This window comes from Tolypothrix bouteillei VB521301 (genome assembly GCF_000760695.4).
GTDB lineage: Bacteria > Cyanobacteriota > Cyanobacteriia > Cyanobacteriales > Nostocaceae > Scytonema > Scytonema bouteillei_A.
Map to the genome: position 1 here is coordinate 220,524 of NZ_JHEG04000001.1, position 26,866 is coordinate 247,389.

The following is a 26,866-nucleotide window of genomic DNA, read 5'->3' on the forward strand; positions in this document are numbered from 1 at the left end:
TTTAGGATTGCTATGGCTTTAGCTCATTCGATGATGCAGAGTTTGCGATCGATACCCACCCAACTGAGATCGTTAAAGGTTAGAAATTTCTGTCATCTGACTTCTGGCTTCTACCTCCCAATCCTATTCTGTTCTCAGCGATAAATTTGGTGCAATTGATGTAGTGCTAAAGTCTACCATCCGAGATAAATCTTCTCCCAAAACAGATGGGCTCCTCTCCACAAGTTTGTTGTCAGGTTTGCGCCAGTAGTCGCGCTGTTTTTGAAAAGGTACGAGCCAAAGATGCTGTAGTGTGTTGTCATCAGGAGACGAATAAGCCGGAATTCCAATCTCAATTTCTGACTGAGGAACGTTCAGCCGCAGTGTTTGATGCAGTTTATCCCACCAAGGAAAAATAACAGAATAATTGGAATTGGTTTCGTCTTGAACCTGAGAGTGATGAACACCGTGCATCCTGGGAGTTACCAAGATTGTATTTAACCAGCGTTCGGTCCAAATGGGAAGACGAATATTGCTGTGATGAAACAGGGTATTTGCTTGATAAACTAATTCATAAAGAATGTAAGTTCCCTGCGATATACCAGTTAGAGCTATCTGAAAAACGCGAAGTCCGGCTGAGAGCAAAATTTCTACACCGTGAAAGCGAAAACCTGTGGAAATGTCTAAATCTGGATCGATGTGATGTACATTGTGAAAACGCCAAAGAAAAAGAAATCTGTGATTGGCTCTATGCCAGTAGTAGTAAGTTAAATCCATCAATAAAAAAGCCATAACGCTTTTGATGGCTGTAGGTAGTGGGACGAGATGAACCAATCCAAAGGACTGTAACTGCGTCCACTGCAACATAAATTGAGCAGTAGGTTGAACAACAGCCGCGTTTGTGGCAAAAGCTAAAGCAGTTATGCAGGAGTTGATAAACAACCTTTTTATAAGTGAATGCGTCTGCAATCGTAGGGGAAAAATTCTTTCCAGCAGAAAAAGGATAACAAAAACTGCCGTGAGGCTCGCATAGACATAGCTTAGTAATATTAACATTTTTGTCAACCAGTCTTCAATTAAGAATTTTGACTTGTTATTACACTCTAGGAGTCTATTTCTTTCTTTTCATTGTACCTACTAGCGATTTCCTGTTACTAAATATTGCTCAAACCACTCGCTCGACAACCTTGCAACTGCTTCTAGTGTTCCTGGTTCTTCAAAAAGATGCGTTGCTTCGGAAACGATCGCTAACTTCTTTTCTACTTGTAACTGTTCCAACACTTCTTGATTCATGCGAATCACTGGCGTATCTTTTTCACCAACAATTAATAGTGTTGGTGCTTGAACATTTGACAGAGACGCCGCCGCTAAGTCAGGTCTTCCACCACGAGAAACGATCGCACAAATACCATTTGGGTGTTTTGCAGCGGCTACCAAAGCTGCGGCTGCACCAGTACTAGCACCAAAGTAAGCAATTTTCGTTTTGTAAATCTCTAGATTTTGGGCAAGCCATTGTGTAGCATCAATGACACGTTCCGCTAACAAATTAATATTAAAGCGCAATTGTCCTGTTTGATTGTCTATTTCTTCTTCTTCTTGAGTCAGCAGGTCAATCAAGAGGGTAGCAAAACCTGCTTTATTTAATTCTTCGGCAACATAGCGATTTCTAGAACTGTGCCGACTGCTACCACTACCGTGAGCAAATAGTACAACTCCACGAGCATTTTCAGGTATCCTCAGATCCCCGTCTAGGTTAATTACACCTGATGGAACTTGAATTGAACGTTCTTCAAATCGCGATTCTAATGTTCTATCCATAAACCTTGTACTAAAATTTTTTTTTTCAACGGCTCTTCAATTTATACTTCCAAGAGCCTTTACTGAGGCTCATCCATCTTCAGTATGGATCATCTAGTCACATATTTTGGATATCTGTATAAATAAATTATTAACAGCGATCGCTTAAATAAGCGAAAATTGCTTTTGGGGGCTTTGTGTCATAAATTACATTCTCATTTAAAATCGTTATCTCTCTTTCAGCACTCAAGTCATATGAGTAACATCCCCAAAGAAAGAGGAGAAAGAACTTTCAGACATTTAGAATAAGCTCGTAATTACTTTTACAAGTTCAATAACAATAGCTCATTACACGACTCCTTTTACAGCCTTGAATATTAGAGGAAGAAATTTGTTAGCGATCGCGATGGGCTGTGAAAACGACTGTAACAGTCATTAGGTTTAGAATTATGGCAAATGCAAGCACAACGAAACTTGGTGATGTAGTGCGTCAAGCCGCTCATCCACTAATCGGCACAGCTGAAGATTATGACCCGTTACTAGACCTTATTGGTGATGCTCGATTTGTGCTTATTGGTGAGGCGACTCACGGGACCCACGAGTTTTACGAACAACGAGCCGAGATTACCAAACGCCTGATTCAAGAAAAAGGTTTTACGGCTGTAGCTGTAGAAGCAGATTGGCCTGATGCATACCGCGTCAATCGCTATGTACGCGGAGTTAAGGAGGATCGGACGCCCGTTGAAGCATTAAGAGATTTTCAACGGTTCCCAACTTGGATGTGGCGTAACACTGATGTGGTCAACTTCATTAGTTGGCTGCGTCAATATAATGATTCATTACCGCAGAATGCAACGAAAACAGGTTTTTACGGGCTTGACCTGTACAGTATGTATTCCTCAATAGATGAGGTTGTGGGTTATTTAGATAAAGTCGATCCAGAAGCTGCAAAACAAGCACGTCATCGCTACTCGTGCTTGGAACACTTTGGCGAAGATTCTCAGGCATATGGATATGCTGCTAGTTTTGATATGAGCGAGTCTTGCGAGCAACAAGTCATCAATCAATTAATGGAGTTGCAACGGAAAACTGGAGAGTACATACAGTGCGATAGTCGGGTCAAAGAAGATGAATTTTTCTATGCCGAACAAAACGCCCGACTTGTAAAGAGTGCTGAGGAGTACTACCGCTCAATGTTTCAAGGTCGGATATCATCTTGGAACGTGCGAGATAGGCACATGGCAGACACCTTAGATCGTTTAGTGACTCATTTTGACAGTCAGGGAAAGCGTACAAAAGTCGTTGTTTGGGAGCATAATTCTCATTTAGGGGATGCACGAGCAACTGATATGAGTTCTTTGGATGAACTAAATGTAGGACAACTAGTACGCGAACGTTACGATCGCGATGCTGTACTTGTTGGTTTTACTACGTATACGGGAACAGTTACAGCAGCTTCTCATTGGGGAGGGACAGCACAACTCAAACGAGTCCTTCCAGGATTACCTGATAGTTACGAAGCATTGTTCCACAATACTGGGTTACCTCGATTTCTTCTCAATTTGCGACAAGATAATCAAGCAGTGAAAGCACTTAATGAACCAAGATTAGAGCGAGCTATTGGAGTTATTTACTCGCCGAAAACAGAGCGTGTCAGTCATTACTTTTATACCAATCTTCCCAAACAATTTGATGCTGTTATTCACATTGATAGTACAACAGGCGTAGAACCTATTGATAGCTAATGGCTAATGGCTAATGGCTAATAGCTAATGGCTAATGGTTAATAGTAAAATTATGGGAGATGTTCATTATAGATTTTGGCAATAGAAGTTTATTTTTTACAGTTATTTTACAGATATTCAAGGGAGCAAATCAATAGCAATTAAACAACAATTTCAAAATTTTGAAGAATTATTATATAGTTCAAATTTACCCACACTAGTAGTGTTTGTATCGCCTCAGTGTGGTCCTTCTCACTTAATAGATACATGTTTGGAGCAAGTACAAAATCAAATGAAAGAACAAATTTTGATTGTCAGAATTGATAGTGAAAAATATTCCGATCTAGCCTCTAAGTATCAAGCCCATCCTTTACCAACACTCTTACTTTTTAAGAATGGTGAGATTGTAGCGAGAATTGAAGAAGAGCAAACCGAGAAATTAATGACAGCTTCAAGTTTGCTCCAGCGTTTGCAAAGCTTGCTTTAAAATGATTAATAATATTGGTAGCATACGCTTTATATTTAACTCTACATATCTAAAGGTTGGAAGTCAGCACGCTTGCCGAGATAAGCGCGATCGCTACCTAGCTTTTTCTCTGGAGGGGAATCTTTCAGTGAACAATCTCTCATATTCTGCCTTGACTCTACCGTAACACTCACAGGCAGTAGTTTCCAAACTTTTTCTGTCAAGAATCTGGATTTGTCCGCGCTGGTAAGAGATTAAGCCCCTGCTTTGGAGTTTACGAGCTGTCTCGCTTACTCCAGAACGTCTAATGCCAAGCATTGTGGACAGAAATTCGTGTGTGAGGGAAAGTGAATCCGATCCTATACCGTCACTGCTCATCAGCAACCAACGGCACAGTCTTGCTTCTATATAATGAAGACGATTGCAAGCAGCGCTTTGCGAACCAAAAACCATGACTGTATGTATGTAACGGTGGAGAAGCTTTTGCAGCGTACCCCCTCTGTCGAATGCCTCTTTGATAATTTGAGATTTCACACGCATCGCTTGTCCGGGGATTTGTGCGAGTGTCTGCATCGGCGTTATGCTTGCATCCAAAAAAATTGGTACACCTGCCATCCCCTCGCGTCCGATACAGCCGGACTCGACTGTAGAGCCGTCCTCCATGACCGTTACTAGAGAGAGCAATGAATTAACAGGGAAATAGACAAATTCAATAGCCTCATTCGGCACAATAATAGATTGTCCTCGTGAGAGTGATACGAGTTCCATATAAGGGCGCAAGTGTTCTAGCTCATCAGTGGGTAGTTTGGCAAGCAGGTGATTTTGTGTTAGAGGTGCATTTCGGTCAATAGACATCACTGGTTCTTAATTTATACATGAACCTAATAGTAATAACTTACTTGAAAATCAGACAGAGAAATAAGGGGAGACCGTGCCAAAAAAGGAAAAGGCTATTAATTGAAAATGAGTACGTAATAGCTAGAAAACCCAGATCTGAAGCGTTTACAACTACAAGGAGATAAAGTGCGCGGTTATTTAGTTAATCAAAAATTTTTTCCAATTTATGTTATGATATGATAGATAAACTATAAATACAACTACTAAAAGCAATGAAGGGAACGAGTAATCTCTAAGTCGGTGCTGAGCGAGTCAGGGACGGTGCGAGCCTGAACACACGGTAGAGACGAAGATCCTCCCCGAGCTGCTCTCCGAAAAAAGTGTTTGAAAAGGAAGTCTCTCAATTTGAGTCTCCCCCAAGCAAAGCTTTGAGTAGATAGAGACGTGTTCCGCACGTTATAGCGGGGCGCTCTTCCCGTTAGGGAGTAGCGATAGAGTCCAGCATCGTGAGATTCTGGAGAAGTTGGGTGGTACCGCGCTCACCTAGAGCGTCCCAATGCAAATGCATAAAAAGTGAAAAGTGAAAAGTAAATTTTCTTTTAACTTTTGACTTTTAACTGAATTTGGTGAGTGCGGTTAAGTATGTTTAGAGAAGTTCAACAATCAGTTTGCTTTCCAAATTTGGAGCAAGAAATTCTTGACTTTTGGAAAACGCACAACATATTTCGGAAGTCAGTTGAGAAAAAAGCTCCTGAAGGGAATTTTGTCTTTTATGAAGGTCCTCCAACGGCTAATGGTAAGCCAGGAGTGCATCATGTCATTTCCCGTGCTTATAAGGATTTGTTTCCCCGCTATAAAACCATGCAAGGGTACAGAGTCCAACGTAAAGGAGGATGGGATACCCATGGCTTACCTGTGGAGCTTGGTGTTGAAAAGAAGTTAGGCTTTACCAAAAAGTCGGATATTGAAGCGTTCGGTATTGCTAAGTTCAATCAACTCTGCAAGCAATCGGTCTTTGAGTACATCCAGGATTGGAACGCCATGAGCGATCGCATTGGCTATTGGCTGGACTTAGAAAATGCTTACATCACCTATGAAAACAGCTACATAGAGTCTTGTTGGTGGTTGATGAAATCCCTGTGGGAACGAGGTCTTCTCTTTGAAGATTACCGCGCAACTTGGCACTGTCCTCGCAACAATACCAGCCTCTCAGACCATGAAGTAGCGCAAGGGTATCGAGAGAATGTGGAAGACCCCTCCGTATATCCCAAATTTCCAGCACTCCGGGCTCAACTTGTAGAACGTGACATTGTTAAATCTGGAGAACGTCCCGTCTATATCTTGGCTTGGACGACAACTCCGTGGACACTGGCTGCAAATGTTGGTCTTGCAGTCAGAGGTGATGCTACCTATGGTTTGTTTGAAGCAGCCGCAAGCGATAAGCCGGGTACGGCTTGCGCCAAGGGCGAGCGCGATCTCGACCAAAAAGACTTATATATTCTGGCTTACCAACGCGCCAATGACGTCTTTGGTGAAAACAATTACCAGACACTGAAAACTTTTTCAGGTAAAGAACTGGTTGACCTGCAATACAGTCCAATCTTACGCGGTCGTATTCCAGAAGGGGAAGACCTCTCTCAAGCTTTCCGCGTCATCTTAGATGAACAAGTGACCATTGACGATGGAACAGGCGTTTTGCATATTGCTACTGCATATGGTGACCTAGAGCTTGGACGCAAGCACAATCTCCCCATGCTCTTCTCTGTCGATCTGCTGGGTAAAGTTTACCCAGACGTGAAATTGCTTGATGCACCTGCGGGTGAAGGTCGTTATAGTGGAACATTCTTTAAGGATGCAGATGAGCAAATTGCGAGAGATTTGTTAGAACGGGGCTTGCTCTATCGAAAAACTACCATCCAACATACTTATCCGTTCAACTACCGGGATGGAACACCACTCATCAACTATGCCAAAAAAAGCTGGTACATCCGCACGACAGCAGTCAAAGACAAGCTTATTGAAAACAATGAGAAGATTGCGTGGCATCCTGAATATATTCGGGACGGTCGATTTGGGGATTGGTTGAGAAATAACGTTGATTGGGCAGTTTCTCGCGAGCGATATTGGGGTGCTCCATTACCTGTTTGGGTGAGTGAAGATGAAAGCGAATCTCTTTGTATTGGAAGTCTTAAAGAGCTAGAAGATCTCACAGGGCGTGATTTGTCTGGGTTGGATTTGCATCGTCCTTACATTGATGAAATCAGCTTTGAGAAGAACGGGAAGTGCTTCAAACGAGTTCCCCATACTGTAGATGTTTGGTTTGAGTCAGGGGCAATGCCCTATGCACAATGGCACTATCCCTTTGAGAATCAAAATATACTGCCAGAGAATTTTCCAGCCGATTATATTTGTGAAGCAATTGACCAGACTCGCGGTTGGTTTTACAGCCTACATGCTTTAGCAACATTACTGACAGATACTGGTAGTCAAGACCGACAAGCGGGTGCTTTATCCGGTATTAAACAGAATTGCCCTGCCTTTAAAAATGCGATCGTGCTCGGACACATTGTTGATGAGAAGGGCGAGAAAATGTCCAAGTCGAAGGGCAATGTAGTTGACCCTTGGACAGTATTAAATATTCAAGGAGCAGACGCACTCCGTTGGTATCTTTATAGCTCAAGCCCAAGCGACAGCACCAAACGCTTTTCCCAAGCATTGGTTGAGGACACGTTGCGCGACTTCTTTATGACGCTATGGAACACCTACAGTTTCTTAGTTCTTTACGCCAATCTCGATAAACCCGATTTGACTTGTACGATTCCGGTGACAGAACGTCCGGCTATCGATCGCTGGTTAGTCTCCAAAACCAATGCCCTTATACGGGATGTCACAGATAAACTCGATGCTTACGATCCGACGGCTGCTAGCCGGATAATCCGCGACTTTGTGGTGAACGATCTCTCAAATTGGTACGTCCGTCGCAACCGACGTCGATTTTGGAAATCGACAAGCGATAAGCCAGGTACAGCTTGCGCTAAGAGCGAGCGCGATAAACTCTCGGCGTATAAAACTCTTTATGACACGCTCGTCACAGTTACTCAGTTAATGGCTCCTATGGCACCCTTTATGAGCGAGCACATTTATCAAAACTTAGTGCTGAGTCTCTATCCAAACGAACCAGAGTCCGTGCATTTAGCAAATTGGCCGCAGTGGGATGCCACCTCGATTGACGATTCTCTGATGCGTGACATGAATGTACTGGTGAGACTTGTCGAACTAGGACGGGCTGCACGAGCTACAGCTGGGGTCAAAACACGTCAACCTCTTCCTGAAGTTTTGGTACGAGTTCAAAGCGAGGCAGAGCTTGCAGGGTTGAAGAACTTAGAAGACTTGCTAAAAGAAGAACTCAATGTCAAATCAGTGACATACTTAGACGTAACAGCAGATTTTGTAGAGTATAGCGTAAAACCCAATTTGCCACTTTTAGGCAAGCGACTTGGGCGTTTGCTACCTGCGTTTAAGAAAGTGCTGGAAACCTTTGACAAAGGTAAAATTGTCCGTAACATCCGTGAAGGGAAGGAGACTGTTTTTGAACTGGATGGAAAACTTTACAACTTTGAACCTGAAGCGTTTCTCCTTCAAGCTCAAAGTCCAGATAATTACGTGGCACTTGAAGAATACGGTTATTTAGCAGCAATTAACACTCAACTTACACCAGAATTAATTCAAGAAGGGCTGATTCGAGATACAATCCGCTTGCTGCAAAATGCACGAAAACAGGCAAAGCTTGAAGTTTCCGCTCGAATTGACTTGGGCATAAAAACATCAGGAGCCGTTTTAGAGGCGCTTAAAGTACATCTTGAATTAGTTAAGAATGAAGTGCTTGCTAAGAATATTGACTTTGACGAGCTTGAGAACGCTGACTATCGCGAGCAGATAGACGTTAATGGGACACCATTAATTATCAGCTTTAACAAAACTTCTTAACCCTCTTTCATCACTTTCGCTGCTAGAAAATTTGAAACTCTATTTTTAGATTAGTCCGCGTAGGCGGTGAGTCCAGGGAAAGCAGGCGGGTTTCCCACTCCCTGGCGACTGGTGAGTCCAGCGCTGCAGGCGGTGAGTCCAGGGAAAGCAGGTGGGTTTCCCACTCCCTGGCAACTGGCGAACAAGGGAGGGGTTTCCCACTCCCTGGCGACTGGCGAACAAGGGAGGGCGAACCGAAGGGCGAACCCGGAGGGACTTTGCTTGTATAGCAGCGAATTCTATTCGCCTCAATTATTTTCTCTCCAGATTGACAAAAGCGTCCGAGGAAAGCGAGCACATTCCTAATGGATGTAAAGAAACATTTCTGTTTCTTAGAAGCAGCCCCACAGGCGGCACAAGCTACCCGCTACGAATGGAACAAACAAGCCAAATCCTCTTCCCTTCTGCCTTCTGCCCTCTGCCTCCTGCCTTGTTTCTTGAAAGAGGGTTAATTAATTGTCACCCAGACGGTATTTTGTCTGGGTGACAACGCGCTTAGCTAAATTCAAGTTATTAACCTGTTTGACATTGATGAAAAGTTTCTCGAGTAAAGTAGAGCGCATCACGGCTGTCAACTTCCATCCCGGCTCTATTACTGGTGCCCCAATGAGTTATAAACTTTTTCCCGTAATGACCGCGTTCAATAGCAACAGTAAAATTATGGCGGAGTTCTCGATAACATCCCTCTAAATGAGACAGAGTCAAATCAAGTTCTGGCACCTCAAATTTGTTCTCACCTTTATTGACAACAAAAAATCCTTCACGGCCTCGTTCCATAAGTAATACAGTAGGACTATCAACAACTGTCAGAACATTTTCTTTAACATTTCTTTTCTCATTTTCACGTTGATGCATAATCTGGCGAAACTTAACACCATATTTGATAAAAGCAGCGTCCGCGTTATCCCAATTGAGGACTAAAGGAGTGCCACTTTCTCTGGCTAGTACGTAGGCTGTTGCTAGATAAGAGTCAGAGTCATTGCTATAAGGGTTGATGGCATTGGAATTAAGAGAGCGAATATTATCGTGGTTTCTACCAAAGGTGACGCTACGCGGATCGAAAACAGCTCTAGGAACTCGCAGCGATCGCAAATCTCCACCAAAGGTGAAGGCATTTTTCATAGAGTGGTAGAGTAAAAAATCTGTAACAGCAGCTATCGAGTTATAGTTTTCTGGATGGGTGTCACTATCTGCTATTGCCTCAATATAATTCCACGTTTTTCCTTGGCTTTGTCGCTCTACGTAGCTAATGTATTCTTTGACAACAGAGTCTGGCATATGTTTAGCAGCATCAAACCGAAATCCATCGACTCCTAAATTTAGCAATTTCTTTAAATGAGCTTTTTGAATTTTTTTAACGTTATTGGTAAATATAAGGTCAGGAAGCCCTCCCAACCAACAATTGATTTCTGAATCTCTGTTGCCATCATTATAGTTAATATCACAAGGTTTTTTGCCCGGACTCTCTGAAGCGGAATGAAAATCACGGACAGAAAGATTGGGGAATTTACTTAAGTCTTCAAAATCCTCATTGTTATCCAAATTAGCCATGTGATTGAAAACAACATCAGCAATGACTTTTACATGACAACTATGAGCTTTATTAATAAGTTTTTTTAAATCTTCTTCGGAACCTCTACCTTCAATTACGCTATAGTCTACAGGTTGATAGCGTGCCCACCATTCTTGGCTGGGATTAGATTTTTGGGTTGGAGGAATTTGAATGTGAGAATATCCTTGCTGACCTAGGTCACAGACCAACTGTTCGATATTGCTATACTGCCCATCGAACGCATGAAAGATAGCAGTCGTTTTTTCTACTGCTAATGTTTTCATATGAAAAGCGCAAATTGTGCAGAGAATAACTGCATGAATAAAGAGAACTTTTATAAAATTCATGGCTATGCCCGTAAGGGCTATAGGCGGACTAACCTGAAAACAGGGTTTCAAATTTTCTAGCAGCGAAAGTGATAAAAGAGGGTTAAAGACTTATCAAGCCGTATCTTATACCCCTCTGACCACTTTAGTATAGCTGCCTTTCCCAGATAATACCAAGCTTGTGGAAAAACCTTATAATTGCAAGGAATAATGAAGTTAGCAGACCCCACGCAGCCTGCTTAAAGCATTCCAAGTTTTAAGACCAACAATGCCATCGGCTAACAAATTGTTATCGCTTTGAAAAGCTTTTATTGCGACTTCGGTTCTGGGTCCAAAGTTGCCATCAACTGCTCCTAGCTTGTATCCATTAGCATCAAGCCGTCGTTGAACTTGAGTCACGAGTTCACCAACAGAGCCACGACGCAGTGTTGGCAGATCTACAGGACTATCTGCACATAATGCTTTCCAAGTCTTGGGTCCAACAATACCATCTGCTGTTAAAAAGACCTGACATTGAAAGTTTTTGACAACTGTTTGAGTCTTGGAACTAAATGAATCATCAACGTTAAAGCCAGCAACACCTGCATCTGCAATTTCGCTACTTAAAAGAAGGTCTTTTAATGCTCTAACTGCTGAACCAGCAGAACCAACCTGAAGAACAGGTTTGTTATCAACCGAGCAAATTGGATTTTTCATAGGTCTTAAAAATGTGTTAATCAAAAAAATGTGGGTTCGACTCTTATACCAAATTCAGTTTTCTAACCCTTTTTAGCCCAGCAATTGGAAATCGTGGCTATACAAACGAAGTCCCTCCGGGTATCTCCTTACGGAGACGCTACGCGTTGCGAAGCTATGCCCGCAGGGCTATACGCCAGTTGCCTGGGCGTGGGAAACCCGCCTACAGCACTGGACTCACCGCCTACGCGGACTAGATTATAAAGGAGATGCAAGACGAGGATTTAGTATTACCTGAGAATCATGAACTACACAACCAAGTGTTAACTTTTCCGCTCCAGATTCTTAAATTACGCAATCAGTCAAAAAAGTTTACATTAGTGGATGTTGTCGCTTCAATTCCTCTGTTGGAACTCAGCTATTTGCGTCTTAGCTAGTTTGTTTTCAGAGATGTTAACAAGTTTCGGGTATTTAGTTTTCTTAAACCAAAGCCGATCGCTCAAATCTCTACATCTGCTATTGTGAAAAAGTTTTTTACGTGTAACAGTACCCATCAGGGTTATCTTCTGCCTTCTTGGGTATCCGCCGAGATACTCTTCTTCATCAAAATATCCTCAGGACAACAAAAAGATCTATGGGGTCAAAGTATTGAATACTTTAACCCCCGGCGTGACAGCAATTGAAGCGATCGCTTCAATTGAAGTTTGAATTTAGTATAGTAGTCCCCCACATTAATTTTAATGAGTTAATAGCCTAATGGCGGCTCAATGAGGGTTTGTTCTGACTTGCCAGCATTAGCTCCGGGCTTGTCTACAATTTGCACTGTAGATGCTTGAGGTCCTTCTTCTCCCATGACCATAGAGAAACGAACACCCGTACCTAGTTCTATGCGGTCAAAGTCATCATGGAGCACACTGTTGCGATGGAAGTAAATTTCTTGACCATCCAAGGCTCTAATAAAGCCATATCCATCCTCACGAAATAATTTGGTCACAAGTGCTGTGGTTTCCTCTGCATCTGTGTGAGTTTGAGATTTGTCGCTCTCTTGCTGTTGTTCGTTGAGTTTTTTCAATTGAGTGACAGCTGCTTTAAAAGCATCTCGAATCACCGCCTCTACAGGCGCATATTGGTTTTCATCTGTGGGATTACTTTCTGCCACAAGTTCATGACCGGGTGGTACAGTCATATCGATTCGCACTCGGTAAGGAGAACCACTACGCGGGCGATCGTGAATCTTTTCTATTGCAATGTGACAGCTACTAATGTGATTGCAAACCTGCTCCAACTTACCAATTTTTTCGTTGACTAAATTGTCAAGAGCATTTGTTTTATCGACATTGCGATAAGTAATCTCTGGTGCTACTTTCATATTTGTGTTCTTAGTTCTTATCTACTAGCAATTAGCAATTAGCCATTAGCCATTCTTTCCTTGCAGCCTTATCTAACAGGTTACGAACTTCTTCATCCGTTGTTTGCGGAAAATCTTCGTACCACAAGCCAACGCTGTAGAAGGGGTTTGGAGTTAACCCACAGATTATTTCATCTACTTTGGCTGCAAACTCGTCGTGAGTTTCAACTGCGGACACGGGTACAGCAACAACTGTTTTGGCAGGGTTGTATTTTTGTAATGCCATAACAGCAGCACGCATGGTAGCGCCTGTCGCCAAACCATCATCTACCAAAATCACAGTCCGTTCCTTCAGTTCTGGAAAAGGACGATCGCCTCGATATAGGTGTTCGCGTCGCTCTAGTTCTTGCTGTTCTTTTTCCGTGACTTGGTCTATTTCTGCTTCGGATATGTGTAGCGATCGCACAATATCTTCATTTAAGACCCGTACCCCACCAGAGGCGATTGCTCCCATTGCCAGTTCTCTTTGGTCTGGTACACCCAGTTTGCGTACTAGCAAAATATCTAAGGGCGTATTTAAGGTTTTGGCTATTTCAAAAGCGACAGGTACACCCCCGCGTGGAAGCCCTAACACCAAGGTATCTGGACGGTTAGCATAAGCAGCCAAATCCTTTGCCAACAATTGACCTGCTTGTGTTCTGTCTTTAAATCGCATGGTGTTACGCTCCTTTGTCCGAATTAATGGGTCTTAAGTTTTCACTCGCATCTTACTTTGACAGTTCAATTTGTCGTGTTGCACTTTCCCTCCCAATCGATCGCGAGCCACCACTAAGCGGTCAGTATCTCTCATGCTTTGTTTGTATTTTTAAGGTTCTAGATCGATATTAGAAATCTAAAAAAGCTCTTTCCTCTGACTAATGGAAGGTTGTGCCTTTTGTATCAGTATGCTTAACGAATGAAATATTGTTTGACAATTAGGGATGAGGGCATGAGGAAGATCTTCTGAGCGCGAGTTCCAAGCTCCTGCTACCATTAAAAATATCATTTCAGACATTCGCAATTGCTTTATCGTCAAAAAACGTCACAGGATTCAAGGGCATGCCAGTTCAAACCATTGTCGTTGGTGCAGGATTAGCAGGGCTGAGTGCAGCCTATGAATTGGTACTTGCAGGTCAGGAAGTTCAAGTTTTTGAAGCAAGAGAGCGTTTGGGGGGTCGAGTCCATACTGTAGAACTTAGCGCCGGACAGTATGGTGATTTAGGTGCTGAGTTTGTTGACGATCGCCATACTGCTTTCATGAATTATGCTGCTTCTTTCGATCTCAAACTCGATCCAGCTTGCCAGTTTCCCAATGATTTGTACTGGTCTGTTGAGGGAATGCTCAAAAATCGCGAGTCTTTTAGTACAGAAGAACATACTGCTTTAAAAAGTTTATTTGAAAAGCTTCAACTTCTGGTTGAAAAGCAACACGATCCACAGCAAACCCTTAATGAGTGGTTGGGGACAAACCAAATAGCGCCTTTTGCCAAATGGGTTGCGCGTTTATCTGCGCGATCGCTTTTTGCCACTGACCCGGAGTTAATTGGTGTTGGATTTTTTGCATATTCTCATACCCTTGGTGCGCCTGGTTATAATATGCGCGTTCGGGGGGGGAGTTCGCGTTTAGTTGATGCCTTAGCTAAAGTTTTAGGCGATCGAGTGCATACAAAAACTCCCGTGCGTCGCATTCAACAAACAGAGAACAATCTTGTAAGTGTCAGTATTGAGACTGCAAATGGTTTAGTTGAGGTGCAAGCGAGTCATGTCATAGTAGCAATTCCTTGGAGTGTGCTGCGTCAAATTCCGATAGATGCTCCATTAACAGACTCTCAGCAAGCTGCCATTTCGCATTTACCCTATGGAAGTTTAGTGAAGACACTGCTGCAATATCCGTATCGCTTTTGGTCTAAACCTAACCTTGGAATAACATTGCTAGATGGTGAATATCAAGTTATGTGGGAACCCAGCTTTGCACAAATGGGGACAGAAAGAATTCTTTCTTGTTTTAGTGGAGGGAGTCGAAGTGTAGAGTTAGGTGAAAACGCAGTTGACCGGGCGATCGCCACAGTGCGTACTGTGTATCCTGAAGCACTTTCAATTCTGACCTCTCGTTCCTATGATTGGGGTGCTGATGAATGGGCTAAAGGTGGGTACTGCTACTTTAGACCAGGAGATTTGGCTCGCTTTAACCCACATCTGATGCAAAGAGCAGGTCAAATTTTCTTTGCAGGAGAGCATACTGCTCCTGTGGAGTATCGAGGTTATATGGAAGGTGCTATCCGCAGCGGTCAACGTGCTGCTCAACAAGTTCTTGTATCTGGCTGAGCAATTAATCAACTCCATCTGGGTCAATACCTAACTCTCTCAACCTATGTGCCAACCTTTCGGCTCGTTGCCGTTCTTCTTCGGCTCGTTGCCGTTCTTCTTCGGCTCGTTGCCGTTCTTCTTCGGCTCGTTGCCGTTCTTCTTCGGCTCGTTGCCGTTCTTCTTCGGCTCGTTGCTCTGCCTGCTGCGCTCGTTGCAGTACCTCTTCTAAACGTCGAGAAATTTCTAAATAACCTGTAAATGGCTCGCCATTGGGACGATATATCGATAACTCATTTCCAGACAAATCAAAGCGAATTTTTAATCTTGGGCTTACCCAATTATGTACCGGGTCTATAACATCAAATCGTTCTGAAGAGCGCACCCAACCACTGAAATCATTTTTGTCTGGGTCGTATAAATAATATTCTTCAACACCATAGCGCTCGTAAAATACGAGTTTCTTATTCATTTCTGTTTGGGTGTTGCCAGGAGAGAGAATTTCAAACACTACCTGTGGGGGAATGTTGCCTTCTTTCCACTGCATATAAGAACCCCTATCTCCTTTAGGAGCGCCGAAGACGACCATAACGTCAGGACCGATACGAATGTTATTGCTCCCCTCAACTGGATACCACAGCAAGTCGCCCGCTACGAACACATCCGATTCGTTAGCAAACAGCCACTCTAAATTGTAGTAAATTACCGTAATCCAACGAAACTGCTTGGTATTATCCGACATTGGTTTACCGTCGCTATCGGGGTAAATTATATCTGCTTTAGTGGTAGATTCTAGTTGAGAAACCATATATTTTACTGAGTTTGAAAGACTATAACATTAATCTAACTCTCGGCGTCCTTCCAAGGCTCTTGCCAAAGTCACCTCATCGGCGTATTCCAAATCTCCACCTACAGGTAACCCAAAAGCAATCCGCGTGACTTTAGTAAATGGTTTGATAAGGTGACCGATATAAAGAGTTGTTGTCTCACCTTCGACACTGGGACTGATCGCTAAAATAACCTCATGGGGCTTTTGCTGGCTCACCCGTCGCACCAAAGGTTGAATAGTCAATTGTTCTGGACCAATGCCATCGATTGGGGAAATAACTCCACCCAAAACATGATACTTACCTTTGTACTCGCGGGTTTTTTCCAAGGCAATCACATCCCGAGGATCGGCTACGACACACAGAGTCGTATTATCGCGGTTGGCGTTGCGACAGATTTCACAAACAGGTTCAGAAGATAGGTGAAAGCAAACAGAGCACAAGCCCACCTGCTTTTTTGCTTCTATGAGAGCGTGTGCCAAAGCCTCAACTTCTGCCTCTGGTCTTTTTATGATATGCAATGCCAAGCGTTGGGCAGTTTTTGGACCCACTCCGGGTAAGCGTTGCAATTGCTCAATTAATCGTGCTAAGGGGCGTGCGTAAACCGTAGTTTTATCTCCAATTTTTACTATACTATGATGACATTGAAATGAAAAAAGCGTCTTCCTGTGGAGGACGCTCCTATTTTAGTAGAGGTGTTCGATCAACCAGGAGGCCAAGATAACTGCCGTCCACCTAAAATATGTAAGTGTAGGTGGTAAACTGTTTGACCGCCATCAGCATCCGTGTTTATGACGACACGGTAGCCATTAGTCAGCCCAGCTTCTTCAGCAACACGTTTAGCAGTTAATAATAGATGCCCGAGAAGAACAGTATCTTCAGAGCCAGCATCAGATAATTTGGCTATTGGTTTTTTAGGAATGACAAGAATATGAACGGGGGCTTGGGGAGTAATGTCTTTGAAGGCAAGGGCCAATTCATCTTCATAAACTATATTAGCTGGAATTTCCCGCTTAATAATTTTGCTGAAAATCGTTTCTGTGGTTTCACTCATGTCAATTGACTAGTTCTTCTGCTAGAGATTTTATAACGATCTCTAATCAATATTTAGACTTATGCTAGCTAGAGTCTGGAGCGCGTCAATTGTCGGCATTGACGCCGTTAAAGTCGGCGTTGAAGTGGATGTGTCAGGCGGTTTGCCGGGAATTGTCGTTCTAGGCTTGCCAGATGCAGCCGTTCAAGAAGCTAAAGAAAGGGTTAAGGCAACTCTCAAGAATGCTGGTTTTGCATTTCCCATCCGAAAAATTGTGATCAATCTGACGCCTGCGGATTTACGAAAAGAAGGTCCGTGTTTTGATTTGCCGATGAGTGTCGGAATTTTAGCGGCTTCAGAACAAGTAAGTGCTGAGTTATTGGGTGACTACCTTTTCTTGGGTGAGGTTTCTCTGGACGGTAGCCTCCGCCCGGTTGCTGGTGTTTTGCCGATCGCTGCTGCAGCCCAAAAGATGGGAATTGCAGGTTTTGTTGTTCCTGCTGACAACGCGCAGGAAGCGGCGTTAGTGGAAGGATTGCCAGTTTACGGCTTTAAAGATTTGTCTGAAGTCGTTAATTTTTTAAACAATCCCAAGCGGTACAAAGCCGTACAGTTAGATAATATAGTAGAAATATTGCACTCAACGTCAGGACAAGCAGATTTAAAAGACGTAAAAGGGCAAGCTCATGCCCGCCGTGCTTTGGAAATTGCAGCTGCGGGTGGGCATAATTTAGTGTTTGTCGGTCCTCCTGGTAGTGGCAAAACCATGCTGGCGCGTCGTTTGCCTGGAATTTTACCAGGACTGCAATTGAAGGAAGCTCTGGAGGTGACTCGCATTTATTCCGTCGCGGGTTTGTTAAAAAACCAAGGCTCGTTGGTTCGCGATCGCCCCTTCCGCAGTCCTCACCATTCTGCTTCTGGTCCTTCTTTGGTGGGTGGTGGTAGTTTCCCACGTCCCGGAGAAATTTCTTTAGCACATAAAGGCATCTTGTTTTTGGACGAACTGACTGAGTTCAAACGTGATGTCTTGGAATTCTTGCGTCAGCCCCTCGAAGACGGGTACGTCACTATTTCTCGTGCCAGACAATCTGTGATGTTTCCCGCTCAGTTTACCTTAGTTGCCAGTACTAACCCCTGTCCTTGCGGTTATTATGGGGATACTACCCAAAACTGTAGCTGTACGCCCAGGCAAAGAGAGCAATACTGGGCTAAGCTTTCGGGTCCTTTAATGGATAGAATTGATTTGCAAGTTGCTGTGAACCGTTTAAAGCCGGAAGAGATTACCCAACAACCAACAGGAGAATGCTCTAAAATTGTGAGAGACAGGGTGCAACAAGCACGCGATATTGCAGAGTGCAGATTCAAAAATGAAGCTCATTTATCTTGCAATGCACAAATGCAAAACTCCCATCTTCAAAGATGGTGTAATTTAGATGACAGCAGCCGCAATTTGTTAGAAGGGGCAATTAGAAAATTGGGTTTATCGGCCAGGGCAAGCGATCGCATTCTCAAGGTAGCACGGACTATTGCAGATTTAGCAGGAGATGATAACTTGAAACCTCAGTACGTTGCTGAAGCAATTCAGTATCGGACAATTGATAGAATGCAGTGAATATTTTCTTAGATAACTTAGAGAACAATGAGATATTTACAATGATTGCTCAACTCCAACATTCACTCATGACTCCCCAAGAGTATCTGGAATGGGAAGAACAACAACCCATTAAGTACGAATATATTAAAGGGGAAGTTTTCGCTATGACGGGGGGAACAATCCCTCATAACGATATTGCTCTCAATCTTGCTTCCGCATTGAAAAATCACTTACGAGGTAAGGGCTGTAAAGTTCAGATGGCAGATGCTAAAGTAGGCATTTCCCTTCAGGGACCTTTTCACTACCCAGATGTGATGGTTAGTTGCGATCCACAAGACATCAGAGCGCGTGAAGTTATTTATCATCCCTGTTTAATTGTAGAAGTATTATCTCCAAGTACAGAGGCATTCGATAGAGGAAAAAAATTTAGACATTACCGTCGGATTGATACCTTAAAAGAATACGTTCTTATTGAGTCAGATAAAATGAATGTAGAATGTTATCGTCTCAATGACAAGGGAAAATGGGAACTCACCTCTTATTCACTTGAGGAAACAACTACTAACGAAACAGAACTAGAAGTATTTTTAACCAGCGTTGATTTCCATTGTCCTATTTCTTTGCTGTATGAAGATGTTGTTTTTCCCGAAAATAATCCAGAAGAAATTTCTGATGACTAGGGCGTGTTTTTTTGGTGTAGTAGTAACGTGCTAGCAGGGTATCAGGGGTGGAAAGAAGAACAGGGACTATTTAGAAGCACTCTCATCCCTTGGAGAAAGAGTCTTTAAAAAAGATTCTAAATTTTCAATAGACACTAATTCATCAAACATTCCTGGTACTGTATTGCAGATTCTCAGATGGATTGCCCCACCCGATTTGTCTTCTAACCATTCGTAGATGAGACTCTTTTTAACCGCTTGGATGAGGAGGATGTAATGGGTCGGGAAGACTTTTCTAGCGCGATCTCGTTGGTCTAGTGATAAGGCAAACCACACTTTATCTTTTCTGTCGGGGTTTATTTTGGCGATCGCATCTTTAATTTGGTTCCAGTCAGCGTGCCCCATAGACGCTTCTAGAAGGACTTCAACGGCTTTGAGTTCTATGCTTGAGAGTTCTGATAGGGGAGTCAAAGGAGGAGATTGTTCCATGGAGAGGGAAGCTTGATATTGGGTAATTTTCTGTAGGGTTCTTTGGTGTTCAACAATTTCTAAGGAGGCGTAAGGGGGTTGGGATGTGGGCGATGGCATGGGTTTATCAAGTTCCAGAACGCACTGTTTGGTTGCGTCTAACAGTACAAAATCGCTTCCTTGAAAGCTAATGAGAGGAAGTGTTGGTTGTAGCGCGACCTTTAAGGAGGACATATTTTCTTCTACTACAGAAACTTTGAGTTTAATGTCTGCTGTAGGAAATTGTGATTTAATGTGGCTGCTAACAGCCTGTCGCAGTTCTATTGCTTCGACTGTAATGGTTTGAGGTGTCTTACCCTCACTTGCTGCCATGCGCTCTAGCGCAACACCTGCTTGGGAGTTGTCGTAAATATCCCCCGTATTAAAAAACTTTCCACCCTCACCCCAAATAGTATCTCTGGGTTGCTTGGATTTTCTTTCACGCTTTACTAGGGTTTTAGTGAGGTGTTCTATTTTTGCTGGGGTAATATCGGTTAAATTTTTTAGGGCTTCTTTGACAGGAGTCATTGAGGGGCGGGTTAATTTTTTTAGAGTTAAAATACCCAGTGCTGAAATTTCCTCCAAGTCGCACTCTGAGTACTCCTGTATCAGTTCTAAATATTCTTTAACATCTTTGGGGTTTTGCTGGCAGCGTTTGAGTTCCCGATTGAATTCAATTTTGCCAAGGCTCTTTTGGATAAGATCCAGTTCTGATGCGGCTTCTAGAAGTGCCAGGGTAGCTTCTTGGATTTGGGCGAGGCTTGAAGAAATATTTTTTTGTAGGGGGAGCTGGCAAAATACGGCTGAGGTTGCTATCATAGTCTCAACAAAAATATTTTGTATATGTTTATTGACCCCTGAGGAGCCGTTAACTCTTTGGGGGAATTTCTATTTATTATACAGCAACACCAGCTTTTTAAAACACATCTTAAAAAAACTAAACTCTTTCAAATACACAGTGACGCAATTAATTCAATTTTAAAAAAAATATTTACAATCTAGTCGTGAAGTTCTTTTGGGATATTGTTGTCCGTGGTGTCCCTACCAGTTACCCAGGCGGAGAGATTCTGCTTGCAGCAGGGTGGAATTATGTCTCCCAGGTTTTCCTTTATCAATACTGTAGAGAGGGTCATCTCCATTTAAAGGTTGAGGTGGGCAGTATGCGATCGCTTTTAAAGTTCTGTGGCTATCGCATTGCATAAGTTAGTTTCAATAACCAAGGTGGAGCTTGGACATGACCATCACTCCTTTTAATGCCGTGTTGCTTCTAGTAAACGAATAGTTTCTTTTGTAGATAAATGACGCCCCTTGCGGTTAGAAGTACGTATCTTAATGGCAGCAACGGCAAGGGCGAGCGATCGCATTCTCAAGGTCGCACGGACTATTGCAGATTTAGCAGGGGATGATAACTTGAAACCTCAACAAGTTGCTAAAGCGATTCAGTATCGGACAATTGATAGAATGCAGTAAATTAGAATGAACTCCCCCGCCCTAGTTCATTTAGGTGAAAACTGCTGTAATAACTTAAAGAATGTTCTAGCTTCTGTATGTTGGGAACGCTTTATTTTCCAATCCTGATAGCGGAGGGACACTCAGTGACAAATCAGTAATAGACGCAAGGAACTACAGTAATAACTGAGAACAAAAAGTTTTTCTTTAATGTTTTGCAATTCGTACTCGTTCAGAATAAATTAGTATTCATTTTTAGCGGTTATTTGTGACAATACTACCGTCCGGCATAGTAGTGTTATGGAGAATAACACTATCATTACCATCAAAACTCAGATGAGTTACATCCATTAAATTGGCATTGGTCAAGTCAACATTCTCGAAAGAAACGTTCTCCAGATTGGCACCAGTCAGGTTAGTATCCCTTAAGGTAGTATCTTTCAGGTAAGACCTATACAAATCAGCACCACTAAGGTCAGCGCCTGTCAGATTAACGCCCTCGAAAAGAACAGTCAGGGACGCATCTCTGAGGTCAGCAAGGGCAAAGTTAGCGCTTCCTCTCACATAAACACTTTCTAACCGTGCTCTTCTCAAATTAGCAAGGGTGAAGTTAGCACCCATTAATTCCGCGTCATTCAACCTGGCTCTAAACAGGTTAGCACCACTCAAATTGGAACCGATGAGATGAGATCTACTCAAATTAGCAAAGCTCAAGTTAGCCCTGCTAAGATTGACACCACTCAAGTCAGCCCCACTCAAATCAACCCCACTAAAGTTTCTCTCCCCAACAGCATACCTCTGCAATAACTCTGAAGAAGTTATTTTCATCTATATACTTCCACACGGATTAACACATTCAAAGATAACTCAGTCTCTTGATAGGCGATTGGCGATCGCTCAGGAAGTAATTTAGACATAGGCGTGAAAATTAATTACGCGTTCGTCAAAACCCTTAGTAGGGGAGTTGGCGAAGCCTGTCCACAGGACTCTTACATCATTTCTGGAGGTGTCTTTTCAAGTTATCCAGTGGATGGCAAAGATAAAAAAATTAAATCGACATTACAATCATATCGTTTGTAAGTGAGATAAAGATAACCCACTCAACCTCTGGCAATCACTATTTGACTAAATCTTCCGATGTCTCTGTTTTTTGCTCGGGTGATTTCTTCACAGCCGATTCTTGTACTTGCTTGAGATGAATATTATTCACCTGAGTAATAAAGTTCTCGATCGCTATTTGTGCCTGTTGTTGATATTGTGTTTCATTCGCTGCATCGTTGTAACGATAAGGTTCACTAACTCCCAAGACGAATTTCTCTTGTTCTGCTTCTAACAATTCAACGCTGGTGTTAGCGGCAATCCAATTCTCTTGGAAAGGAAAGGAGGTAACAATACTAGCGACAATAGAGGCGATCGCCTGTTCCGGGCTCATTTTCATCTCCCTTAAAAAGGCGCATGGGAAAATATGTTAAAAATTTTACTATCATTGCACCTAAGCCAATTTGGGTAAATTGCAAATTATATAGATGTCTATCAGATACTCTTTTTGATTCCAGCCAAATCGTTTCTACACTTACTGATGTCAATTGTGCATAAGTTAATTTTACTGACACATATATAACAGGGGATTGATATCCTCAATTTAGAAGCTTTTACAAGGTCAATATCTATGACTCAAAAAATTTACGCCTTACTTGCTGGTATTGATAAATATCATCCAGAATCAGGAGTCAACAATTTAAGCGGTTGTGTTAACGATATTGAAGCAATAGAAGAATATTTACGGAAACGAATTGCTAGTGAGGGGAAGTGGGAAATAGTAGAATCAGAGGTTCCTTGGAAACTCACCAATGAATTGGCAACACGTCAAGCAATTATCGACGGCTTTCAAAAACACCTGTCTCAAGCAGGTAGTGATGACGTAGTCTTATTCTACTACGCAGGGCATGGTTCCTTTGAACCAGCACCAGATGTGTTTCGCATGAAAGACTCAGACCGTCAAATTGAAACCTTAGTTTGTTATGATAGCCGCACAAAAGAAGGTCGTGACTTAGCAGACAAGGAATTAAACTATCTCATCGAGATAGTTGCAAAGAACAATCCACATATCCTCATTGTTCTAGATTGCTGTCACTCCGGTACAGCAACCCGAGATCCAAAAGTGGTGGAACGTCAAACCTCAGCAGATGGACGAGCAAGGGATTTAAAAGATTTTATTTTTCCCGAAGAATGGCTGAAATACCGTGTGAGCGATCGCTATGTGTTACCAAGACATGTTGCGATCGCGGCTTGTCGTTCCCATCAAACAGCAAAAGAGCACAGAGGTGAAGGTAATAAACCACGTGGTGCTTTTTCTTACTTTTTCACCCAGGCGTTGCAACGCACTCATGGTAGACTATCCTATGCAGATTTAGTGCAAGATATCAACGCTTTGATCCTCAGTAAGGTCAACGATCAATCACCCCAGATAGAAGCACCTGCAGAGGATTTAAGACAAACTTTCTTAGGAGGTGCAGCAGGTGAGCGATTGAATTACTTTACCCTAACTTATAATACTGAAGATTATGATGATTGGGTCATTAACGCTGGTGCTTTACACGGTATTCGCCCAGCCACAGAAGGAGAGACTGTATTAGCCATTTTCCCCCAGGGAACCCCACCAGAACAGTTGAGCGATATTTCCCATGCCATTTGTCACGCTGTCGTTACTACGGTCTTGACAGAAGTTAGCAAAGTTGAATTCATTACTGATAGCAGCGAAATATCTTTTGAAGAACCTTACTGGGCAGTTATAATCAGCGTACCTGTCCCACAATTAAAAGTCAATTTCGTGGGGGACGCTCGAGGTATAGAACTGGCTCGAACATCTCTTGCGACAGTCGAGCAAGGTGAAGCATCTTTGTTGATTCGAGAAGCAGAATCATCTGAAGATGCGAATTACGAGCTAGAAGCACATCAGGGTCAATACTGGATTAAACAAGCTAGCGATCGCAAGTCGATAGTCGCACCGATTCCACTAATACCAGATAACCAAGGATACACTCAGCAACGTGCAATGCAAATCATCAAACGATTAGAACACGTTGTGCGTTGGGCGAATGTTCTAGAATTGAAAACTCCACCCACCAGCCAAATTCAACCTGAGGATGTGGAGATGGAAGTGATCGTCATCTTTAATGGTCAAGAATATTCCTCAAAACAGGCGACTTCCGATTTGCGTGCAGAGTATAGTTTCAAAAATAAGCAGTGGATATCACCAGGCATAAAAATCAAAGTAACGAATCATAGCGACCAAGATATTTACTTTCAAATAGTAGAATTAGCAGGTAACTATTCAATAGGTACTCCTCCATTATTCATAGAGAAAGGTAGTATACTTTTATCGAAAAAATCGAGTGATGACCCTATGTTGTCCAGTAAAATGAGCCGCTCCTTAGCACTAAATATGCCTATAGAATACTTAAATAGTGGTGTTACTGAATACAATGAGGTTTTCAAGTTAATTGTCAGTACCAGAGATTTCAATGCGAGTTTGCTCACACAAAAAGGGCTTGATACTCCACCTCCTAAAGATCGTTTGGTAGGGGCTGGCTCTACAGGATTGTCAGGAACTCTCAATTGTTTAATGAACAACGTATATTCTCGTGAAGCACGCTTAAGAGACGCTGACCTGATTGATAACTGGATGACGAAGGAAGTTAAACTGACGGTTGTAAAACCACCAAGTGGAGTGGAGATTAAAACATCTGAACCCACAACTCTACAACCGGGTGTTGTACTGCACAATAACTCGAGTTTTCAAGGAAAAGTTGAAATCAACTCCTTACCACCAAACAGCCGGGATGCTAACAGTAATTTACTCCCACCCATTCTTATAAAAGCTCCAAATCTGTTTCAACCCTTTGAATTTAACACCACTCGTAGCGGTCTTTCTAAATTAAGTGTTTTGGAAATCACTAGCGTACAAAATCACGAAAGCGTCACGCCAGAAAATCCTATCAAGATAGTCGTTGACAAGTCATTGTCATCAAACGAATATGTTTTGCCACTCGCTTATGATGGAGAATTTTTCTTACCTTTAGGCACAGCTAAGGCAGAAAATGGTAAGACAGCAATTACCTTAGAACGCTTACCCGAACCAATAGCTACTAGCCGGAGTTTGCAAGGTTCAATTAAGATTCTCTTCCAAAAAATGGTGACTCAACCTTTCGGACAAAAATTTGTTTATCCCTTGTTAAGAAGTGCGGAAGTTTTACCAGATGGACGTGTATCTTATCAAGCGGATAAGGCAATCATCACGGCAAAAGTTACCGAAGCTAAGAAGATTTTACTTTATATCCATGGTATCATTGGCGATACAGAAACGGCAGTGAAAAGCACTCAGAATGCAAAGTTGACAGAAAACGGACAACAAAAAACATTGCAAGATAAATATGACTTAATTCTCGCTTTTGATTACGAAAATCTCAATACGACTATCGAAGAAAATGCCAAACTTCTCAAGCAAAGATTAGAAGAAATTGGATTAACAGCAAACCACGACAAACAATTAGATATTGTTGCTCATTCCATGGGGGGCTTAATATCCCGTACCTTCATTGAAAAAGAAGGTGGTAATAAAATTGTTCAACACTTAGTGATGTTGGGTACACCTAATGGAGGTTCTCCTTGGCCAACGGTTCAAGATTGGGCTTTTGCCGCTTTGGGAATTGGATTAAACCAACTCTCTTCGGTAGCTTGGCCTGCAGTTGCTATTGCTGGAATCTTAAAATTTGTGGATTCCAACATTAAGACTGTAGAACAGATGAGCCCGAGGAGCAATTTTATCCAAAGCATTGCTACCAATCCAGATCCTAACGTGCGGTATACCATCATTGCAGGCGATCGCTCAATTAAACCAGAAGCATTACAAACCGACTCCGGAAAACAATCAAGTGCGATAAAGCGACTGATGGGGAAATTATTTGGCTCGGCTCGAGAGAATGTCATCAATCTAGTCTTCTTCCAACAACCAAATGATATAGCGGTGACACTTGAAAGTATTAAAAGCGTGAGTGAAAACCGCTCTCCCAAGCCCAGAATTCTATCTCCAGATGCGACTTGCGACCATGTAACTTACTTCACCACCCAATCTGGTTTGGACGCTTTGGTAAAGGCGCTCTGTGAGGAGGTGTAAATCTCAGTGTTGGACTTTCTTGAATAGAGGTTTTTAAAGATGAATTCGGAGGATATTTGTAGAGTTTAGCATTGTACAAGATTCTCCCAGCCCCCTTTAAAAAGCTACGGTGGTGTACACAAGTCTTATATAGTGCATTAAAAGCGGTTTCGATCCCCCCTAACCCCCCTTAAAAAAGGGGGGAACTTCATTCCAATTCTCCCTTTTTACGATGTTTCATCTCTTTTCTAGAGATCTGTACACTACCGTAGCTTACAAAAGAGGAAATACTTTCACTCATCTCCCTTTTTAAGGGTGAAATACTCTTAAAGTCCCCTTTTTAGAGATGAAATACTCTTAAAGTCCCCCTTTTTAGAGATGAAATACTCTTAAAGTCCCCCTTTTTAAGGGGGATTTAGGGGGATCTAAAGTTTTAAATTCCTCAGCTACTACTTTTAAAACATTCTCTTAGGAGGTGCAGCAAGGGAGCATTTGAATTACTTGACTTTAACCTACAACACTACAGTCTATGATAATTAATAACACTAGCTGAATTACGCCAAGCTATA

At 42.5% G+C, this 26,866-nt stretch carries 21 protein-coding genes, 1 pseudogene and 1 other annotated feature; of the genes and pseudogenes, 8 read left to right on the forward strand and 14 right to left on the reverse strand.

Going from position 1 to position 26,866, the window contains the following annotated elements; all coding sequences use genetic code 11:
* Positions 1–123: 123 nt before the first annotated feature.
* The gene (locus tag HC643_RS00910; protein WP_038079776.1) at positions 124–1,035 is read right to left on the reverse strand and encodes a sterol desaturase family protein; all 912 of its coding nucleotides are present in this window, start codon (positions 1,033–1,035) and stop codon (positions 124–126) included.
* Between the two features lie 81 nt (positions 1,036–1,116).
* Positions 1,117–1,797: a dienelactone hydrolase family protein gene (locus tag HC643_RS00915; protein ID WP_038079773.1), complete on the reverse strand. Its 681-nt coding sequence runs from the start codon at positions 1,795–1,797 to the stop codon at positions 1,117–1,119.
* Between the two features lie 428 nt (positions 1,798–2,225).
* Between HC643_RS00915 and HC643_RS00920 the strand changes: the two genes are divergently transcribed.
* Both HC643_RS00920 and HC643_RS00925 read left to right on the forward strand, forming a co-directional pair.
* Positions 2,226–3,521, forward strand: coding sequence for an erythromycin esterase family protein (locus HC643_RS00920; RefSeq protein ID WP_050045098.1), 1,296 nt, complete (start codon positions 2,226–2,228; stop codon positions 3,519–3,521).
* 139 nt (positions 3,522–3,660) lie between these two features.
* Positions 3,661–3,987: a thioredoxin family protein gene (locus tag HC643_RS00925; protein WP_336604401.1), complete on the forward strand. Its 327-nt coding sequence runs from the start codon at positions 3,661–3,663 to the stop codon at positions 3,985–3,987.
* A 93-nt stretch (positions 3,988–4,080) separates the two neighbouring features.
* Here the strand turns inward: HC643_RS00925 and HC643_RS00930 are convergent, their stop codons facing one another.
* Complete coding sequence (locus tag HC643_RS00930; protein ID WP_038079769.1) at positions 4,081–4,821, reverse strand: Crp/Fnr family transcriptional regulator; 741 nt, start codon at positions 4,819–4,821, stop codon at positions 4,081–4,083.
* A gap of 245 nt (positions 4,822–5,066) precedes the next feature.
* Positions 5,067–5,362, forward strand: a binding site (T-box leader).
* A gap of 83 nt (positions 5,363–5,445) precedes the next feature.
* Here HC643_RS00930 and ileS point away from each other — a divergent pair.
* The gene (ileS, locus tag HC643_RS00935; RefSeq protein ID WP_038079767.1) at positions 5,446–8,790 is read left to right on the forward strand and encodes an isoleucine--tRNA ligase; all 3,345 of its coding nucleotides are present in this window, start codon (positions 5,446–5,448) and stop codon (positions 8,788–8,790) included.
* Between the two features lie 552 nt (positions 8,791–9,342).
* Here ileS and HC643_RS00940 read toward each other — a convergent pair.
* The 4 genes from HC643_RS00940 to HC643_RS00955 all read right to left on the reverse strand — a co-directional run bounded on the left by HC643_RS00940 (position 9,343) and on the right by HC643_RS00955 (position 13,445).
* Positions 9,343–10,665, reverse strand: a complete 1,323-nt coding sequence (locus HC643_RS00940; RefSeq protein WP_202048569.1) for an alpha-amylase family glycosyl hydrolase — start codon at positions 10,663–10,665, stop codon at positions 9,343–9,345.
* Between the two features lie 258 nt (positions 10,666–10,923).
* Positions 10,924–11,403 carry a peptidoglycan-binding domain-containing protein gene (locus HC643_RS00945; protein ID WP_038080468.1) on the reverse strand — a complete coding sequence of 160 codons (480 nt, stop codon included), beginning with the start codon at positions 11,401–11,403 and terminating at the stop codon, positions 10,924–10,926.
* A 724-nt stretch (positions 11,404–12,127) separates the two neighbouring features.
* Positions 12,128–12,751 (reverse strand): HPF/RaiA family ribosome-associated protein, encoded by a 624-nt coding sequence (locus HC643_RS00950; RefSeq protein WP_038080470.1) that lies wholly within the window; start codon positions 12,749–12,751, stop codon positions 12,128–12,130.
* Positions 12,752–12,782: 31 nt separating this feature from the next.
* On the reverse strand, positions 12,783–13,445 hold the full coding sequence (locus tag HC643_RS00955; protein WP_038080472.1) for a phosphoribosyltransferase: 663 nt from the start codon (positions 13,443–13,445) through the stop codon (positions 12,783–12,785).
* A gap of 383 nt (positions 13,446–13,828) precedes the next feature.
* Between HC643_RS00955 and HC643_RS00960 the strand changes: the two genes are divergently transcribed.
* Complete coding sequence (locus HC643_RS00960; protein ID WP_038080473.1) at positions 13,829–15,094, forward strand: flavin monoamine oxidase family protein; 1,266 nt, start codon at positions 13,829–13,831, stop codon at positions 15,092–15,094.
* A 4-nt stretch (positions 15,095–15,098) separates the two neighbouring features.
* On the opposite strand, the gene HC643_RS00965 is transcribed toward HC643_RS00960, so the two are convergent.
* The 3 genes from HC643_RS00965 to HC643_RS00975 all read right to left on the reverse strand — a co-directional run bounded on the left by HC643_RS00965 (position 15,099) and on the right by HC643_RS00975 (position 16,954).
* Positions 15,099–15,881, reverse strand: a complete 783-nt coding sequence (locus HC643_RS00965) for a Uma2 family endonuclease (RefSeq protein WP_167844595.1) — start codon at positions 15,879–15,881, stop codon at positions 15,099–15,101.
* A gap of 30 nt (positions 15,882–15,911) precedes the next feature.
* Positions 15,912–16,523 carry a recombination mediator RecR gene (recR, locus tag HC643_RS00970; protein WP_202048698.1) on the reverse strand — a complete coding sequence of 204 codons (612 nt, stop codon included), beginning with the start codon at positions 16,521–16,523 and terminating at the stop codon, positions 15,912–15,914.
* Between the two features lie 80 nt (positions 16,524–16,603).
* A complete protein-coding gene (locus HC643_RS00975) occupies positions 16,604–16,954 on the reverse strand; it encodes a histidine triad nucleotide-binding protein (RefSeq protein WP_038080478.1) in 351 nt (116 codons plus the stop codon).
* A 61-nt stretch (positions 16,955–17,015) separates the two neighbouring features.
* Here HC643_RS00975 and HC643_RS00980 point away from each other — a divergent pair, with 61 nt between their 5' ends.
* Positions 17,016–18,545 (forward strand): YifB family Mg chelatase-like AAA ATPase, encoded by a 1,530-nt coding sequence (locus tag HC643_RS00980; protein ID WP_038080480.1) that lies wholly within the window; start codon positions 17,016–17,018, stop codon positions 18,543–18,545.
* Positions 18,546–18,586: 41 nt separating this feature from the next.
* Positions 18,587–19,207, forward strand: coding sequence for a Uma2 family endonuclease (locus HC643_RS00985; RefSeq protein WP_038080482.1), 621 nt, complete (start codon positions 18,587–18,589; stop codon positions 19,205–19,207).
* A 66-nt stretch (positions 19,208–19,273) separates the two neighbouring features.
* Here the strand turns inward: HC643_RS00985 and HC643_RS00990 are convergent, their stop codons facing one another.
* Together HC643_RS00990 and HC643_RS00995 are read right to left on the reverse strand one after the other, a co-directional pair.
* Entirely contained in the window at positions 19,274–20,512 is a 1,239-nt protein-coding gene (locus tag HC643_RS00990) for a hypothetical protein (protein ID WP_050045100.1), read from the reverse strand.
* Positions 20,513–20,734: 222 nt separating this feature from the next.
* Positions 20,735–20,893 (reverse strand): hypothetical protein, encoded by a 159-nt coding sequence (locus HC643_RS00995; protein WP_153021606.1) that lies wholly within the window; start codon positions 20,891–20,893, stop codon positions 20,735–20,737.
* Positions 20,894–21,025: 132 nt separating this feature from the next.
* Here HC643_RS00995 and HC643_RS01000 point away from each other — a divergent pair.
* Positions 21,026–21,163 (forward strand): annotated as a pseudogene (locus tag HC643_RS01000) (magnesium chelatase subunit ChlI family protein); the annotation flags it as partial.
* Between the two features lie 234 nt (positions 21,164–21,397).
* Here the strand turns inward: HC643_RS01000 and HC643_RS01005 are convergent.
* Both HC643_RS01005 and HC643_RS01010 read right to left on the reverse strand, forming a co-directional pair.
* Positions 21,398–21,970 (reverse strand): pentapeptide repeat-containing protein, encoded by a 573-nt coding sequence (locus tag HC643_RS01005; RefSeq protein ID WP_038080487.1) that lies wholly within the window; start codon positions 21,968–21,970, stop codon positions 21,398–21,400.
* 289 nt (positions 21,971–22,259) lie between these two features.
* Positions 22,260–22,574 carry a DUF4231 domain-containing protein gene (locus tag HC643_RS01010; protein WP_050045101.1) on the reverse strand — a complete coding sequence of 105 codons (315 nt, stop codon included), beginning with the start codon at positions 22,572–22,574 and terminating at the stop codon, positions 22,260–22,262.
* 237 nt (positions 22,575–22,811) lie between these two features.
* Between HC643_RS01010 and HC643_RS01015 the strand changes: the two genes are divergently transcribed.
* Positions 22,812–26,318: a caspase family protein gene (locus HC643_RS01015; RefSeq protein WP_038080489.1), complete on the forward strand. Its 3,507-nt coding sequence runs from the start codon at positions 22,812–22,814 to the stop codon at positions 26,316–26,318.
* Positions 26,319–26,866 lie beyond the last annotated feature (548 nt).